This window comes from Tersicoccus phoenicis (assembly GCF_001968835.1).
GTDB lineage: Bacteria > Actinomycetota > Actinomycetes > Actinomycetales > Micrococcaceae > Tersicoccus > Tersicoccus phoenicis.
This window is the reverse complement of the sequence record NZ_MRDE01000018.1, coordinates 14,849-29,234: the sequence shown is the minus strand read 5'-3', so window position 1 is coordinate 29,234 and position 14,386 is coordinate 14,849. Positions and strand designations below refer to the sequence as shown.

At 69.8% G+C, this 14,386-nt stretch carries 17 protein-coding genes; 7 read left to right on the top strand and 10 right to left on the bottom strand.

Annotation, left to right across the window (positions count from 1 at the left end; genetic code table 11):
• Positions 1 to 5 precede the first annotated feature (5 nt).
• Together BKD30_RS04385 and BKD30_RS04380 are read right to left on the bottom strand one after the other, a co-directional pair.
• Entirely contained in the window at positions 6 to 620 is a 615-nt protein-coding gene (locus tag BKD30_RS04385) for a TlpA family protein disulfide reductase (RefSeq protein WP_076702585.1), read from the bottom strand.
• A gap of 9 nt (positions 621 to 629) precedes the next feature.
• A complete protein-coding gene (locus tag BKD30_RS04380; protein WP_076702581.1) occupies positions 630 to 1,286 on the bottom strand; it encodes a histidine phosphatase family protein in 657 nt (218 codons plus the stop codon).
• Between the two features lie 134 nt (positions 1,287 to 1,420).
• Here BKD30_RS04380 and BKD30_RS04375 point away from each other — a divergent pair, with 134 nt between their 5' ends.
• Together BKD30_RS04375 and BKD30_RS04370 are read left to right on the top strand one after the other, a co-directional pair.
• On the top strand, positions 1,421 to 1,984 hold the full coding sequence (locus BKD30_RS04375) for a YceI family protein (RefSeq protein WP_076702578.1): 564 nt from the start codon (positions 1,421 to 1,423) through the stop codon (positions 1,982 to 1,984).
• Positions 1,985 to 2,137: 153 nt separating this feature from the next.
• The gene (locus BKD30_RS04370) at positions 2,138 to 2,959 is read left to right on the top strand and encodes a hypothetical protein (protein ID WP_076702574.1); all 822 of its coding nucleotides are present in this window, start codon (positions 2,138 to 2,140) and stop codon (positions 2,957 to 2,959) included.
• Between the two features lie 6 nt (positions 2,960 to 2,965).
• Here the strand turns inward: BKD30_RS04370 and BKD30_RS04365 are convergent, their stop codons facing one another.
• The 5 genes from BKD30_RS04365 to BKD30_RS04345 form a co-directional block, all read right to left on the bottom strand.
• Positions 2,966 to 3,226: a glutaredoxin family protein gene (locus BKD30_RS04365; protein ID WP_076702571.1), complete on the bottom strand. Its 261-nt coding sequence runs from the start codon at positions 3,224 to 3,226 to the stop codon at positions 2,966 to 2,968.
• Positions 3,227 to 3,323: 97 nt separating this feature from the next.
• Positions 3,324 to 3,422, bottom strand: coding sequence for a 30S ribosomal protein bS22 (locus BKD30_RS04360; RefSeq protein ID WP_003792170.1), 99 nt, complete (start codon positions 3,420 to 3,422; stop codon positions 3,324 to 3,326).
• 170 nt (positions 3,423 to 3,592) lie between these two features.
• Complete coding sequence (locus BKD30_RS04355; RefSeq protein ID WP_076702568.1) at positions 3,593 to 3,802, bottom strand: helix-turn-helix domain-containing protein; 210 nt, start codon at positions 3,800 to 3,802, stop codon at positions 3,593 to 3,595.
• Positions 3,803 to 3,998: 196 nt separating this feature from the next.
• On the bottom strand, positions 3,999 to 4,595 hold the full coding sequence (locus tag BKD30_RS04350) for an ArsR/SmtB family transcription factor (RefSeq protein WP_235861445.1): 597 nt from the start codon (positions 4,593 to 4,595) through the stop codon (positions 3,999 to 4,001).
• The gene (locus tag BKD30_RS04345; protein ID WP_076702565.1) at positions 4,583 to 5,785 is read right to left on the bottom strand and encodes an acetoin utilization protein AcuC; all 1,203 of its coding nucleotides are present in this window, start codon (positions 5,783 to 5,785) and stop codon (positions 4,583 to 4,585) included. The genes BKD30_RS04350 and BKD30_RS04345 overlap by 13 nt, the downstream gene beginning before the upstream one ends.
• A gap of 60 nt (positions 5,786 to 5,845) precedes the next feature.
• Here BKD30_RS04345 and BKD30_RS04340 point away from each other — a divergent pair, with 60 nt between their 5' ends.
• Positions 5,846 to 7,255 carry a TrkH family potassium uptake protein gene (locus tag BKD30_RS04340; protein ID WP_083956007.1) on the top strand — a complete coding sequence of 470 codons (1,410 nt, stop codon included), beginning with the start codon at positions 5,846 to 5,848 and terminating at the stop codon, positions 7,253 to 7,255.
• A gap of 22 nt (positions 7,256 to 7,277) precedes the next feature.
• Positions 7,278 to 7,916: a potassium channel family protein gene (locus tag BKD30_RS04335; RefSeq protein ID WP_076702558.1), complete on the top strand. Its 639-nt coding sequence runs from the start codon at positions 7,278 to 7,280 to the stop codon at positions 7,914 to 7,916.
• A 74-nt stretch (positions 7,917 to 7,990) separates the two neighbouring features.
• On the opposite strand, the gene proC is transcribed toward BKD30_RS04335, so the two are convergent.
• A complete protein-coding gene (gene proC, locus BKD30_RS04330; RefSeq protein ID WP_076702554.1) occupies positions 7,991 to 8,863 on the bottom strand; it encodes a pyrroline-5-carboxylate reductase in 873 nt (290 codons plus the stop codon).
• A 116-nt stretch (positions 8,864 to 8,979) separates the two neighbouring features.
• Between proC and BKD30_RS04325 the strand changes: the two genes are divergently transcribed.
• The 3 genes from BKD30_RS04325 to BKD30_RS04315 are packed head-to-tail and all read left to right on the top strand — an operon-like array spanning position 8,980 to position 12,232.
• A complete protein-coding gene (locus tag BKD30_RS04325) occupies positions 8,980 to 10,392 on the top strand; it encodes an Nramp family divalent metal transporter (protein ID WP_076702550.1) in 1,413 nt (470 codons plus the stop codon).
• Between the two features lie 37 nt (positions 10,393 to 10,429).
• Complete coding sequence (locus BKD30_RS16830) at positions 10,430 to 11,155, top strand: FadR/GntR family transcriptional regulator (protein ID WP_076702547.1); 726 nt, start codon at positions 10,430 to 10,432, stop codon at positions 11,153 to 11,155.
• Positions 11,156 to 11,203: 48 nt separating this feature from the next.
• Positions 11,204 to 12,232, top strand: a complete 1,029-nt coding sequence (locus BKD30_RS04315) for an L-idonate 5-dehydrogenase (RefSeq protein WP_235861442.1) — start codon at positions 11,204 to 11,206, stop codon at positions 12,230 to 12,232.
• Between the two features lie 276 nt (positions 12,233 to 12,508).
• On the opposite strand, the gene BKD30_RS04310 is transcribed toward BKD30_RS04315, so the two are convergent.
• Together BKD30_RS04310 and BKD30_RS04305 are read right to left on the bottom strand one after the other, a co-directional pair.
• The gene (locus tag BKD30_RS04310; protein WP_143588059.1) at positions 12,509 to 13,333 is read right to left on the bottom strand and encodes a sugar phosphate isomerase/epimerase family protein; all 825 of its coding nucleotides are present in this window, start codon (positions 13,331 to 13,333) and stop codon (positions 12,509 to 12,511) included.
• Entirely contained in the window at positions 13,330 to 14,361 is a 1,032-nt protein-coding gene (locus BKD30_RS04305; RefSeq protein WP_076702541.1) for a Ppx/GppA phosphatase family protein, read from the bottom strand. Before BKD30_RS04305 ends, BKD30_RS04310 begins: the two co-directional genes overlap by 4 nt.
• Positions 14,362 to 14,386 lie beyond the last annotated feature (25 nt).

Below are 14,386 nucleotides of genomic sequence, written 5' to 3'. Positions count from 1 at the left end.
GGCGGTCACGACTGTTGCGCGGACTGGATCAAGGACTTCAGCGTGCCCTTGTCCAACCGACCGAGGATGCGGGCACTGACCCGACCCTGCTTGTCCAGCACGATAGTGGTCGGCACGGACTGCGGCGGCACGTACTGTGCCATCGCCAGCAGCACAGTACCGTTGCGGTCCTCGAAGGACGGATAGGTGGTGCCGAAGGTCCGCTCGAACGCGGCAGCGGTGGGCGCGTCGTCCCGCACGTTGACCCCGTAGAACTGGGTGCCGGTGGGCTTGAACTGCTGGTACAGCGACTCCAGGTCCTTTGCCTCCGCCCGGCACGGCGGGCAACCGGCGTACCAGAAGTTCAACACCGTGACTTTCCCCCTGAAGCTCGCGGCATCGACCGTCTCGCCGTTGAACAGCTTGGAACTGAACGAGACAGGATTGCCGCGGTTGCCAGCGGTGTACTCCTGCACGGACCCGTCCCCGGCGATGTAGTTCTTCCCGTCCCCGGCTCGCGCCTGCTGGGCCAGGCTGTCACTGGCGGTACAGCCGGCGAGCACGGGAGCGGCCAGCAGCAGGAGCGAGACGGCGGCGACCGCGCGTGCGCGGGCATGTCGCCGAGAGCTGAGCGAGAACATCACAGCGGACTATGCTCCCGGAAGCTGATCGGCGCCTGAGAGCAGCGCACCGGCGGGTTCCTGGTAATCGACGCCGGTCAGCTCCGTACCTTCGAAGTGGAAGCTCGTCACCGAGGCGAGAGCGCATTCGCGGGACCGCGGATCGTGCCAGAGCGGCCGTTGCTCCGCGCTGAGCCGGGTGACCCAGATCGGCAGCTGGTGGCTGACCATGACGGCCTCGGCGCCGGCACCGCCTGCCGCCTCGGCCTCGGCCCGGGCGGTGTGTACGGCCGCGACCACGCGCGCCACCTGCCTCCGGTAGGGCTCTCCCCAGCTTGGCCGCAGCGGGTTGACCAGAAAGGGCCAGTGCTTCGGCTTGCGCAACTCCGCGCGGGTCATCCGCAACCCTTCGAAGTGGTTCTCCGCCTCGATGATGCGCCCCTCCGTGGCGATCGGCAGACCGAGCGCTGCACCCAGCGGCGCGGCGGTCTGCTGCGCGCGCAGCAAGGGAGACGCCTTCAGGACGACGACCTCCGCGCCGTCGGCGGCACGCTGGCCGAAGTATTCGGCGACCGTGGTGGCCATCCGCCGGCCAAGCTCGGAGAGTCCGTACCCGTCGAGCCGGCCGTAGAGCACGTGAGCGGGGTTGTGCACCTCACCGTGGCGAAGCAGATGAACCGTGGGCATGCGTCCCAGTCTGGCAGACCCCGGGATGGGAATAGATTCCGAGGACCGCCCGTTGACGCGGACAGTTGAGCTTTCAACTGATTTTCCCCAGCATCGGAACACGGCAGGCCGTCCTGCCGGGAAGGATTCAGATCATGACGACCTCCATCGAGCAGATCAACGGACTCACCCAGGGCGTGTGGACCGCCGACGTGTCGCACAGCCATGTCGCATGGTCGGTGCGGCACGCCGGCATCAGCAAGGTGCGCGGCACCTTCGACTCTTTCACCTCGACCCTGACCGTGGGCGAGACCCTCGAGCAGAGCGTCGTCGTCGCCGACATCGACGTCGCGAGCGTGAACTCCAAGGACGAGAACCGCGACGGGCACGTTCGTGGCACGGACTTCTTCGACGCGGAGAACTTCCCGACCATGTCGTTCCGCTCGACTTCGGTGTCCGGCACGCAGGACGATCTCACCATCACCGGCGAGCTGACCATCCGCGGCACCACCCAGGAGGTCACCCTGACCGGTGAGCTCAGCGGAGTGGCCACCGACCCGTTCGGGATAACCCGCACCGGCGTCACCGCTTCCACCTCGATCAGCCGCAAGGCCTTCGGTATCACCTGGAACGCCGCCCTCGAGGCCGGCGGGGTGATGGTGAGCGACAAGGTCACCATCGACCTCGACGTCGAGTACACCGCCCCCCAGGCGGCCTGACCTCGCGTCACCGTTCCGACGGACGCACTTCACGGTAGGGTTGCGGTACGTCCCCAGTGACGTGCTGCAACCCTGCTGCGTTTCCCGATCCGGGTGATCACTCGCCAGACGGCCGGCTGCCCGGAACGACGGCCGAGATCAGGAGCTGGTTCGATGAGCAACGCCAACCCGGGTGAGCCGGGCACTCCCCGACCGGAGGACGGCAACGGTCAGCAGTACCCCGGTCACGACCAGTCGTGGTCCGGCCAGCAAGCGTACGGTGAAGGTCAGTCGTCCTCGTACGGGCAGAACTCCGACTTGGGACCGAACCCGTCCTACGGGCGGCAGGACCAGGGCGGTCAGTACCCCGCCTACGGTCAGCAGTACCCAGCGTACGGGCAGAACTCCGACTTCGGACCGAACCCCTCCTACGGTCAGCAGGACCAGGGCGGCCAGTACCCGGCCTACGGTCAGCAGTACCCGGCGTACGGGCAGCCCCCCTTCTCGTCCGGGCCCGGGCGGAACGCCTGGGGACCCGATTCGTCCCGGCCTGCCACGATGCCCCGCGAAGTGAACATCGGCTCGTGGCTGATCGCGCTCGGAGCTCTGCTGGCCATGATCTACACCGTCATGCAGGCCATCTTCATCGGCTCGCCGCAGGGACAGAACTACATCGAACAGGCCCTGCGGCAGACCGGCCAGAACACGCAGGGCATCAGCGTGGCACAACTCGCCGGCACAGGCCGGGCGATGCTACTGGTGGGCGGCCTCATCGCCCTGGTGCTTTATGTCCTCGTCGTCGTCTTCGTGCGCCGGGGCAAGAACTGGGCCCGGATCCTGGGCACCGTGCTCGCCGCACTCTCGCTCGTTTTCCTGGGCTTCAACCTCGGCGGTCTGGCCACGGTCGTCGGAATCGCCGGCGTCGTTCTGCTGTGGCTGCGCCCGGCCCGACCGTGGTTCCGGAAGGCTCCGGCCGTCACACCGTGGGGACGCTGAGCCGCATCAGCACCGGGCGAGGAGCCGTCGGAGCCGGTCGGGGTCGATCCGCCAGAAGTCACGCTGGACCCCGTCCACCAGCACGACCGGGATCTCCTCGCCGAAGCGAGCGGTCAGTTCGTCGTTCCCGTCGATGGACCGCTCGGTCCAGTCCAGTCCCATGGAACCGGTCACGTCCGCGACGACCTGCCGTGCGGCCTCGCACAGGTGACAGCCCGGACGTGTGAGCAGGACCACGAGGGGCGCGGCAACGGACGACGTGGACATCTGAGCTCCTGGGTCGGGGCCTCGACCACGACGGCGGCCGGGCCGACACTGAAACAGCGAGCGCCGGCCCACCGGATCCGGGGCCGGCGCTCGACGCCTACTTCTTGTTGCGACGCTGGTGACGAGTCTTGCGCAGCAGCTTGCGGTGCTTCTTCTTCGCCATCCGCTTCCGGCGCTTCTTGATGACTGAACCCACGAGTCCTCCACTCATTCGCTGTATGTGACGGTGCGGCAGCCTCTCCGGGCGCTCTCGCACGCCGTGGCTCGCCGACAGTTCCTTCCAAGGGTACCCGCATCGCCGCTCCGGGCCGTCGTCCTAGTCGTCCTACCCGTCGGACCCTCGGCCCGGTGGTGGTCACAAGCCGGTCAGGCCGAGTCGACCTTCCGCAGCCCGGCGGACCGCAACTGCTCCGTGACGGCGGATTCGGGCACCCGATACGAGCGACCGAACTGGACTGCGGGGAGGTCACCGGCGTGGATGAGGCGATATACCGTCATCCGGGACACCCGCGCCAGGTCGGCGACCTCCGCCACGGTCAGGAACTTCACGTCGGTGACGTTCTGCTCTCGCGGCATCTGCCTCTGCCCCTTTCGCCCGACGATCGAATCCGCGCACGGGTGTGTCGACACGCCGGGGACGGTGCTTCTCGCCACTCTAGTGGGTGGGGCGTCGGAAGTGAAAGTGTGCAGCCTAACGCTCTCACGGAAGATGGGCGGCGACGACACGCGGACCTCGTACAACGGTTCGCCCCGCCGGTCTGGCCGACCGGAGTCATTCCCGGCCGTTGCGGCGGCGCAGACGGGGGATGTTCGCGATCATCTCGGCGGCCCGACCCGCCGCCCTCCCGACGGTCCGGCCGATCGGGGACGAGCCGTCCTCTTCCACGACGACTCCGGTCGCCGACTCCCGCACCGTCCGGACGGCGTCGCTTCCGGCGGACCCGGCCTCGTTCGGGCGCCGCGCACCGTCCGGCACCGGCTCCTGGCTCCGGGCCGTCGCCGCGGTGCCGGAGGCAAACTCGTCGAGCCACCGGGCCGCCTCCAGCAGCGGCTCCAGGCGGAGCGAGTAGAGACGGCGCTGCCCGGAGGCGCGCATCCGCACCAATCCACTCTCGCGCAGGGTGCGCAGGTGCTTGGAGACGGACGGCTGGCTCACCGCCAACTCGATCACCAGGTCGCCGACCGAGCGCTCCTGCCCGCGCAAGGCGGCCAGGAGCCGCCGTCGCGTGGGGTCGGCGAGCAACCCGTACACCTCGCTACCGGTGCGGGCATCCGGTGTCATCGAGGGATGCCTCTCCCCGTCGGCGTTCCCGTGCATCGGGGCGGTCGTCGGCGCCTCGCTGGGCTGGTTCGTCGTCAGTCGAACCACGGGTCCAGCCCGTGCAGGGGGAAGACCTCCTTGCGGGTGGCCATCACCGCCCGGTCGGTCTCGTCGTTCGGGTCATAACCGACCTCCCAGGAACGCCACCACAGGTCCACGTCGTCCGTCATCCACAGCGGCGCCTCCTTGCCGTACCGCGTCAGCACATAGTCCTGCCAGCGCCGCGGCGTCGGCGCCGCCACCGGCACCGGATCCCCCGTGACGATGCCGACCAGGTGCGCCCAGACGCGCGGCACGACAGCGGTGGTGCTGTAACCGCCGCCCCCGGTGGCCAGCCAACGGCCCTCACACAGGTCGGTCGCGAGATCCCGGACGTCGAGGGCGATCTGGCGCTGAGCGTCGACGCTGGTGCGGAGGTCCGTCAGCGGGTCCTGGAAGTGGCTGTCGCAACCGTGCTGGCTGACGATCACCTCGGGGGAGAAGGCGCGCGCCAGCTGCGGCACCACGGCGTGAAACGCCCGTAGCCAGGCGCCGTCACCCGTCGTCGGAGGGAGCGCGACGTTGACCGCACAGCCCTGCGCGCCCGGGCCGCCGGTCTCGTTCGCGAAGCCGGTGCCGGGGAACAGCGCAAGCCCGGTCTCGTGCAGGGAGATCGTCATCACGCGCGGATCGTCCCAGAAGATGCTCTCGGTGCCGTCCCCGTGGTGGGCGTCGACGTCGATGTACAACACTCGGGACGCGCCCCCGGCGAGCAGCCGGGTCACCGCGGCAGCCGCGTCGTTGTAGATGCAGAAGCCGCTCGCCCGGCTGCGGGAAGCGTGGTGCATGCCCCCGGAGAAGTTGACCGCCCGCGCCACCGTCCCGTCGACGATGGCATCGGCGGCCTGGAGCGACGCGCCGACGATCCGCGCGCCGGCTTCGTGCATGCCGGCGAACGCGGGATCGTCGGTGGTGCCGAGGCCGCGCTCCTCGTCCGGCAGGCCCGGGTCGACGCTGACCCGGTGGACGGCGTCGATGTAGTCGGCGTCGTGCACGGTGCTCAGCTCCGCGTCGGTCGCCACTCGTGGCTCGATCCGCCGCACGCCGGGCCGGTCGAACAGGCCGAGTTCGGCGGCGAGGTGGGCCGTCAGATCGAGTCGGCTCGGGTGCATCGGGTGCTGCTCCCCGAAGTTGTACGCGGTCAAGGACTCCCCCCAGACGACCGCGGACGCGGCAGCGCAGCTCGGTCGGTCCCTCACCGTCCCTACCCTACGGGCCGTACCTCACGCACGCGCACGCGACCATGCACAATGGAGGCGATGAGCGCCACCCGCACCCCCTGGACCAGGGACACGGAACGCAGCCCCCTCTGGCTGCTGTCCGTCGCGCGCGACTTCATCGATCGGCTGGCCGGGAGTTCGCCCGCTCGGCTGGCCCTGATCACGTTCGCATGCATCGTGCTCGTCTTCACCGGCCTGCTCTCGCTGCCGTGGGCGAGCAGCAGCGGCCAGGTGACACCGCTGCACGACGCCCTGTTCACCGCCGTGTCCGCCGTCTGCGTGACGGGCCTGACGGTGGTGTCCACCGCCACTCACTGGTCCGGTTTCGGCCAGGTGGTCATCCTGCTCGCGATCCAGATCGGCGGTCTGGGCGTGCTCACCCTCGCGTCGATCCTGGCGGTGGCGGTCAGCCGTCGGCTCGGCGTGCGGGGGAAGCTGATCGCCCTCGAGGAGATGAACACCGGGCGGCTCGGGGAGGTCGGCGCACTGCTGCGGATCGTGGTCACGACGTCGGCCGCCATCGAGTTGGCCATCGCCCTCGTCCTGGCGCCGCGGTTCATGATGCTCGGCGAACCCTTCGGCCAGGCCGTCTGGCACGCGGTGTTCTACGCGGTCTCGGCCTTCAACAACGCCGGCTTCACCCCGCACAGCGACGGCATCGTGCCCTACGGGGAGGATCTGTGGATCCTGCTGCCGCTGATGGCCGGTGTGTTCGTCGGCTCCCTCGGGTTCCCCGTGATCATGGTGCTGATGGTCAACCGGACCCGGTTCCGCGCCTGGACGCTGCACGCGAAGCTGACCGTCGAGGTGTCGGTCGTCCTGCTCGTGGTCGGCGCCGTGGCGTGGGGTGCGTTCGAGTGGTCCAATCCCGCGACGATCGGGGCGATGAGCACAACGGACAAGGTACTCAACGCTGTCTTCGCCTCGGTGATGATGCGCTCGGGCGGGTTCAACCTCGTGGACATGAACCAGTTGGACCAGACGTCCGTTCTGGTCACGGATGCGCTCATGTTCGCCGGCGGCGGTTCGGCGTCGACGGCGGGCGGGATCAAGGTGACCACGATCGCCGTCGTCGTCCTCGCCATCGTTGCCGAGGCCCGGGGTGACGCGGACGTGCGCGCCCACGGACGGACCATTCCGGCGTCGGCCATGCGCGTCGCCATGGCGGTGATCGCCGTCAGTGCCACCATGGTGACCGTCGCGACGGCGGTGCTGCTGCAGATCAGCGGGCAGCCACTGGATCGGGTGCTGTTCGAGGTGATCTCCGGATTCGCCACCTGCGGGTTGAGCAACGGCCTGTCCGCCGAACTGCCGCCGGCGGGGAAATATGTCCTGGCCGTCTTGATGTTCCTCGGCCGGATGGGGCCCATCACCGTCTCGACGGCGCTCGCCCTGCGTCAGCGGCGTACGCTGTACCACTTCCCGGAAGAGAGGCCGATCCTTGGCTGACCGTCCCGCACACAATCAACCGGTGCTCGTGGTCGGTCTGGGCCGGTTCGGCTCGGCGACGGCCGACCAGCTCGTCAAACAGGGGCGCGAGGTGCTCGCGATCGAGCGTGACCCCGTTCTCGTGCAGAAGTGGGCGGGCGCGCTCACCCACGTCGTGGACGCGGACGCGACCGATATCGATGCGCTCCGGCAGCTCGGCGCGCAGGAGTTCAACTCCGCCGTCGTCGGCGTGGGCACGTCCATCGAGTCCTCCGTGCTGATCACGGTCAATCTCGTGGACCTCGGCGTCGAGCACCTGTGGGTCAAGGCGATCACCCCGGCGCACGGAAAGATCCTCTCCCGCATCGGCGCGAATCACGTGATCTATCCTGAGGCCGACGCCGGCCGCCGGGCGGCCCACCTGGTCTCCGGCCGGCTGCTGGACTACATCGAGTTCGACGACGACTTCGCCATCGTCAAGATGCGCCCGCCGCGCGAGACGCAGGGCTTCACCATCCGCGAGGCTTCCGTGCGGAAAAAATACGGGGTGACGATCGTGGGTGTGAAGTCCCCCGGCGAGGACTTCACCTACGCGACCGGGGACACCAAGGTCTCGGGCCGGGACCTGCTCATCGTCTCCGGTCACGTGGACCTGATCGAGCGGTTCGCGGCCCGGCCGTAGGTGCGCGGGCGTGCCCGGGCGCAGGCGCGCCAGCGCCGGACGCACGGGCAGCAAGCACCGCCCGGGCGGGCGGTTCAACTGCCGCGGAGCTCCTGCGTGATGGCGGCGGCTCGGGCCGCGGCATTGGCGGTCCCGTGGGCCACGATGTCCCGCAGCCCCTCCCGGTCGAAGGTCGCGATGGCCTGCTCCGTGGTGCCGTTCGGACTGGTGACTTTCCGGCGTAGGGTGGCGGCGTCGTCGTCGGTGGCGCGCATCAGTTCGCCCGCCCCGGACACCGTTTCCTCCGCCAGCCGGCCGGCCAGCGCTCGGTCCAGGCCGAGCGCCACCCCGGCGTCCGTGATCGCCTCGGTCAGGTAGAACACGTAGGCCGGTCCGGAGCCGCTGATCGCCGAGACGGCGTCCTGCTGCTCCTCCGGGACGGTCACAACCAGGCCCGACCCGGCCAGCACGCCCCCCACCAGGGCGGTCTGCTCGTCGGTGACGGACGCGCCCGGCGAGACGGCGAGCACACCCCGCTGGACGCGGGACGGGGTGTTCGGCATCACCCGCACCACGGGCTGGCCGGCGGGCATGGCGGCCTCGATCATCGCGTTGGTCACGGCGGCGGCCACGCTGACGACGACGGCCGTCGGAGCGAGGGCACCGGCGATCTCCCGGGCCATGTCCTCGATGCCGACGGGCTTCACCCCGAGGACGACGACGTCGGCGCCCTCGGCCGCACGGGCGTTCGCGGCGTCGTCGTCACCGGCCGCGTACACCGTGATCCCGTACCGGTCGCGGAGCTCGTCGGCACGCTCCGGACGGCGGACGGTGGCGATGACGGTGCCGGGGTCCTTCCCGGAGGCGAGCACACCGGCGAGGATCGATTCGTTCATCGACCCGGTACCGATGAAGGCGACGCGGGCGGCGTGCACGGAGGGGACGGAGGAACACGGCGATTCAGTCATGCTGCCGATTGTGTCAGCTGACGGGCCGACCGCAGTCGCTACCTGTCAGCCTGTCTGATAGGCTCGCGGCCATTCACGTCGGCGTGTGTGCGCCGTCACTCACCAGGAGGTCGTCAGTGTCGACGCCGAAGCAGGCAACCACCCCTACGACCACCACGGAGACTCGCGTCGATCCGTACTTGGTCGACGGGTCCGCCGTCCAGGAGCCACCCACCACATGGCGTGGGCGTCTGCGCTTCCTCGGCCCGGGCATGATCACCTCGGCGGCCGTGGTCGGCTCCGGTGAACTGCTCACGGCCACGACCCTCGGCGCCCAGGTCGGCTTCATGCTCTTCTGGCTGGTCTTCGTCTCGACGTTCCTCAAGGTGTGGGTTCAGGTCGAGCTCGGCCGCTGGTCCATCTCGACCGGCAAGGTCGCGCTCCAGGGCTACGACGACGTGCCGCCGCGGCTGGGCCGTCGCGGCTGGATGGCCTGGCTCGTCCTGCTCATGTTCGTCCAGTTCCTCACCAGCCAGGCGGGCGTGATCAGCGCCGCGGCCTTCGCGTTCAGTTCGCTGTTCCCGATCGGCCCGGAACCGTACTCGCTGCTCTCGATCGGCACCTGGGTGCTGATCCTCGCCCTGATCGCGATCGCCATCCACGCGGCCAACAAGTACGCCGTCGTCGAGAAGGTCTCGACCGTTCTGGTGCTGCTGGTCACGCTGTTCGCCGTCGCGATGGTGTTCGTCATCCAGGGCACCGAGTTCGCCTGGACCGGGGGTGACATCGTCGACGGGTTCCGCTTCCAGATCGCCCTCGGCGCCATGGGCATCGCGCTGTCGATGTTCGGCCTGACCGGCGTCGGTGCCGGCGAGATCACCGCCTACACGTACTGGTGTGTGGAGAAGGGCTACGCCGCCTGGACCGGCCCGCGCGACGACTCCGATTCCTGGGTCGCCCGTGCCCGTGGCTGGATCTCCGTGATGAAGCTCGACGCCTGGGTCTCCTGGATCGTCTACACGGTCTCCACCGCGGCCTTCTATCTGCTTGGCGCGGCCGTGCTGCACCCACAGGACCTGGTCCCGAAGGGCAACGACGTCATGACCACCCTGTCCAGCGTCTATGACATGACCGTCGGCTCGTGGGGTGCCGTGGTGTTCCTGCTCGGCGCGGGACTGGCCCTGTTCAAGACGATCCTCGCCAACGTGCCCAGCCTGGGCCGGCAGATCGGGAACACGCTGGCCTTGTTCGGCGCATTCGACTGGCACGATGCGGTCAAGCGCGACCGCTGGATGCGGGGCATCATGATCGCCCTGCCCCTGATCTGGGGCGCCTTCGGGACCATCGTCTCCTCGCCGCTGCCACTGGTCGTCCTGGCCGGCGTGCTCAACGCGATCTTCCTGATCGGCGTGGCGATCGCCACCGTCCACCTCGGCCACACCCAGACCGACGTGCGCGTCAAGGACGGCAAGTTGACCACGGCGATGCTGGTGATCTCGGCGATCTCCATCACGTTCGTCGGCGTCGTCGGACTGATCAACTCCTTCTGACCGACTCACACCGATCAGCTGCCCGAAGAGATTGCGCATGGAACTGACGGGGACCCCCCTGACGGACCAGGTCCGCCGCGCCCTGATCGCCTACATCGACGAACGGAACCTCGCGGCGGGCGACGCCCTGCCCTCGACGGCCGAGCTGAGCGAGCGGTTCGGCGTGTCCCGGCCCGTGGTCCGCGAGGCGCTCAGCGCCCTCGCGGCCCTCGGCCTGATCGAGCTCTCGAACGGGCGCCACGCGGTGGTCAAGGAGCTGGACGAGCAGCTGATCACCCTGTATCTGTCCCGGGCCCTCCGCAGCACCCCCCGACGGCTCACCGCGCTGATGGAGCTGCGGGTCCCGCTTGAGATCCAGGCGGCCGCCCTGGCGGCCGAACGGGCCACAGACGCGGAGCGTGAGGCGCTGTCGGTGTTGGTGCACGGGATGACCGGCCAGATCGGGAAAGCGGATGCCTACGTACGGCTGGATCTGCAACTGCACCGGCAGATCGCCGTGCTCGGCGGCAATCCAGCGCTACTGGGAATCACGGACGCCGTCCGGGGACAGGTCTTCGACGCGATGACCCGGCTGCGTGCGCTTCGTGAGGAGCGCGGTCTGGTCGGTGCCGAGCACCGGGAGCACGACGCCGTGGTCGCGGCCATCGTCGCCGGGGACGCTGAGGCCGCCGGGGAGGCGATGCGCGCCCACCTGCGGACCACCGGGCAGCTGGTCGCCGTGCTCGACGACGCTACCGCGACCTCACCCACCCAACCCGTCTGACCGGGCGATTCCCGGAGACAGTGCGGGCAGACCCGTACCGTGACGACGATGTCGAGAGAGAGCGATGCCATGCGTGTGCTGGAACTGCAGTCCGCCGGTGACCTGCGGGTCGTCGAACGGCCGACTCCGCGGGTCGGAGCGGGCGACGTCCTGATCCGGGTCGGTTGGGGCGGGATCTGCGGTTCCGACATCGCGTACTGGCGCTCGGGCCGGTCCGGCAGCGCCGTCCAGCGTCACCCGTTCGTCCTCGGCCACGAGATCGCCGGCACCGTCGTCACGGTCGGAGCCGAGGTGGACGCACTGTCCCCCGGTGACGCGGTCACCGTGCACCCCGCGGCGACGGCCGGCGCCCTGCCGGAGCGGCTCGCCGGCCGGGACAACCTGCACCCGAACCTGACCTACCTCGGATCGGCCGCGCACGACCCGCACACCGACGGCGGTTTCGCCGAGCAGATCGCCGCGCCCGCGAGCCGGGTGCGCCGCCTGCCCGCCGCCCTGCCGATCCGTCGCGCCGCTCTGGCCGAACCCCTCGGCGTCGCACTGCACGCCGTCACCCGGGCCGGGGACGTGACCGGGCAGGATGTCCTCGTCAGCGGGGCCGGGCCCATCGGCGCCCTGACGGTGGTGGCGCTGCGCGCGGCCGGGGCCGGCCGGGTCACCGTGATCGATCCCGCGCCGGCCGCCCGGGACCGTGCCACTGCACTCGGCGCGGACCGTGTGCTCGATGTCGGAGAGGCGATCACGGGCTCGCCCACCGTGGCCTTCGAAGCCTCCGGGGCGGCCACGTCCGTCGCCTCGGTGCTCGGACTGGTCGCCACCGGCGGCGTCGTCGTCCAGGTCGGCAACCTGCCGCTCGACCCTGTCACGGTCCCGCTGGCCCTGCTGGTGAGCCGCGAGCTCGACTATCGGGGTACGTACCGGTTCGTGAACGAGATCGACCGCGCAGTGGAGGTGCTCGCCGCGACGCCCGCCGCCGAGACCGTGATCACGCATGAGTTTGCCCTCGACGAGACCGACGAGGCGTTCGCGACCGCCGCCGACGGGCAGCGCAGCTGCAAGGTCCTCCTGCGGTTCTGACCCGCGTTCATTGCCGGGCCCGTTGCCAGCCACTTCTCAGCCGCTGCACGGGCTCGTCACACGTTCGCTTTCTACGCTGGTTCTACCTCATGAAGGTGCGAGTGATGATGATGGACGGGATTGCCCGATCCGGTCCGAGGGCCGGTGGCCCGGCCGCTGTGGCGGTCGAACCACCGGCCCTTTCTCGTCGGCCCACCCCGACGTGGACGTTCAGGTGATCCCCAGACCACATCGAGCGTCCGCCCAAGAGCCGTCCCTAGAGTGGTGGCTACCTCCTCAAGGTGCGAGTGATGAAGGATCGGGCTGCCCCGCCCGGTCCAGGTGCCGGCGAGCGAAGGACAGCGTGTCTCCCAGCAGCTGTTCGCGCTCGCCGGCACCTTTTGCTTTCCGGGTCGAGACCTCGGCGATGACGGAGCCGTCCCAGTCGGTCTGTGCCAGGTGCCGCAGCACCGCGGCGGGGTCCTGGTTCCCTTCGCCGGGCAGCAGGTGCTCGTCCCGGTTCTGCGCACCGGACCCGTCCGTCAGATGCACGTGCCGCAGCCGCTCCCCCAGTTCCTGCACCGACACCAGGCTGTGCGATCCGGCGCACGCGGCGTGTGAGAAGTCCCAGGTGACGTGGTCGTATTCGAGCGGTACCGGATCCCAGTGCGGCAGGTACGCTCGCCGGTCGCGTCCCCGCACCCGCCACGGGTACATGTTCTCGACCGCAATCATCACGCCGTAGTCGGCCATGATCCGGCGGATGCCGGTGGCGAAATGGTCCGCGTACCCCGTCTGCCAGCGGAACGGCGGGTGCACGACGACGGTGGGTGCCTCCACCTCCGCCGCCATCGCGCAGCTGAGTTCGACCTTGGTCCAGGCGGTCCCCCATACCTGCTGGGTGAGCAGCAGCGTCGGGGCGTGCACGGACAGGATCGGCAGCTGGTAGTGCTCCCGCAGGTCCCGCAGCCGCGACGGGTCACGGCTGATCGAGTTGTTCGTGACCATCACCTCGACACCGTCGTATCCGAGGTCCCGCGCGACGGCGAAGGTGTCGACCACGGTGAGCGGGTAGACGGACGAGGACGACAGCCCGACGGGAATGTCCCGGGGCGCGCTCACGCGCTCGGCTCCCCGAATGCGGCGGCCACGGCCGGGCGGCGCAGTTCCTTCGGAAGTCGACGCTGGTTCTCGTCGCGCCACTCCGAGGGCGCGACACCGGTGATCACGAGCTGATCGAGGCGGCGCAGGATCAAGCCCTCCCGCAGCGCCCACGGGCAGATGTGCAGCTGCTCGACGTCGAACGCGAGCATCGCGGCTTCGGCCACCAGCGCGCCGGCCAGCACCTGCCGGGCCCGCAGCTCGGAGACGCCGGGCAGGTTCACCCGATCGCCGGCGGACATCGCGGACATCCGCTGCGCCCAGAGGGAGAGGTCGTGCCGGTCCAGGGTGCGCCGCACGTAGGGTCCGGCCCCGCTCGGAGCGGCCCCGGCGATCCGCGCCAGCGAGCGGAAGGTCTTGGAGGTGCCGGCGACGAGGGTGGGCCGCCCCAGATCGGCGAAGGAACTCACCACCGGCGCCAGCGTGTCCTTGATGTGCGCGCGCAGGGCCTTGACGCTGGCCGTGGTCGGCGGGTCCTCCGGCAGCCAGTCGCGGGTCAGCCGCCCGGCACCCAGCGGCACCGACACGTTCCGGGCGGGCAGCTCGTCGTCGCCCATCGCCATCTCGAACGATCCGCCGCCGATGTCCAGGTCGAGGATGGTGCCCGCTCCCCAGCCGAACCAGCGCCGTGCGGCGAAGAACGTCACCGCCGCCTCCCGGTCACCCGGCAACTCCATCAGCGTCACCGCGGTCCGCTCGGCGATGGCGTCGAGCACCTCGCGCCCGTTCGCCGCCTCCCGGATCGCCGACGTCGCGAAGGCCAGCAGGTCCTCCGCGCCATGGTCGCGAGCGACGTCATGCGCCTCGCGGACGAACCCGATCAGTTGCGCCTGGCCCTCGGCGGTGATTCGTCCCTGCTCGTCGAGGTGCCGCACCAGGGCGAGCGGCCGCTTGTGCGAGGCGAAGGCCGCCGGCTGGGCCCCCGCATAGGCGTCGACGAGCAGCAGATGGACGGTGTTGGAGCCGATGTCCAGGACACCCAGACGCATGGCGGCCATCCTCCTGTCGGTTGCC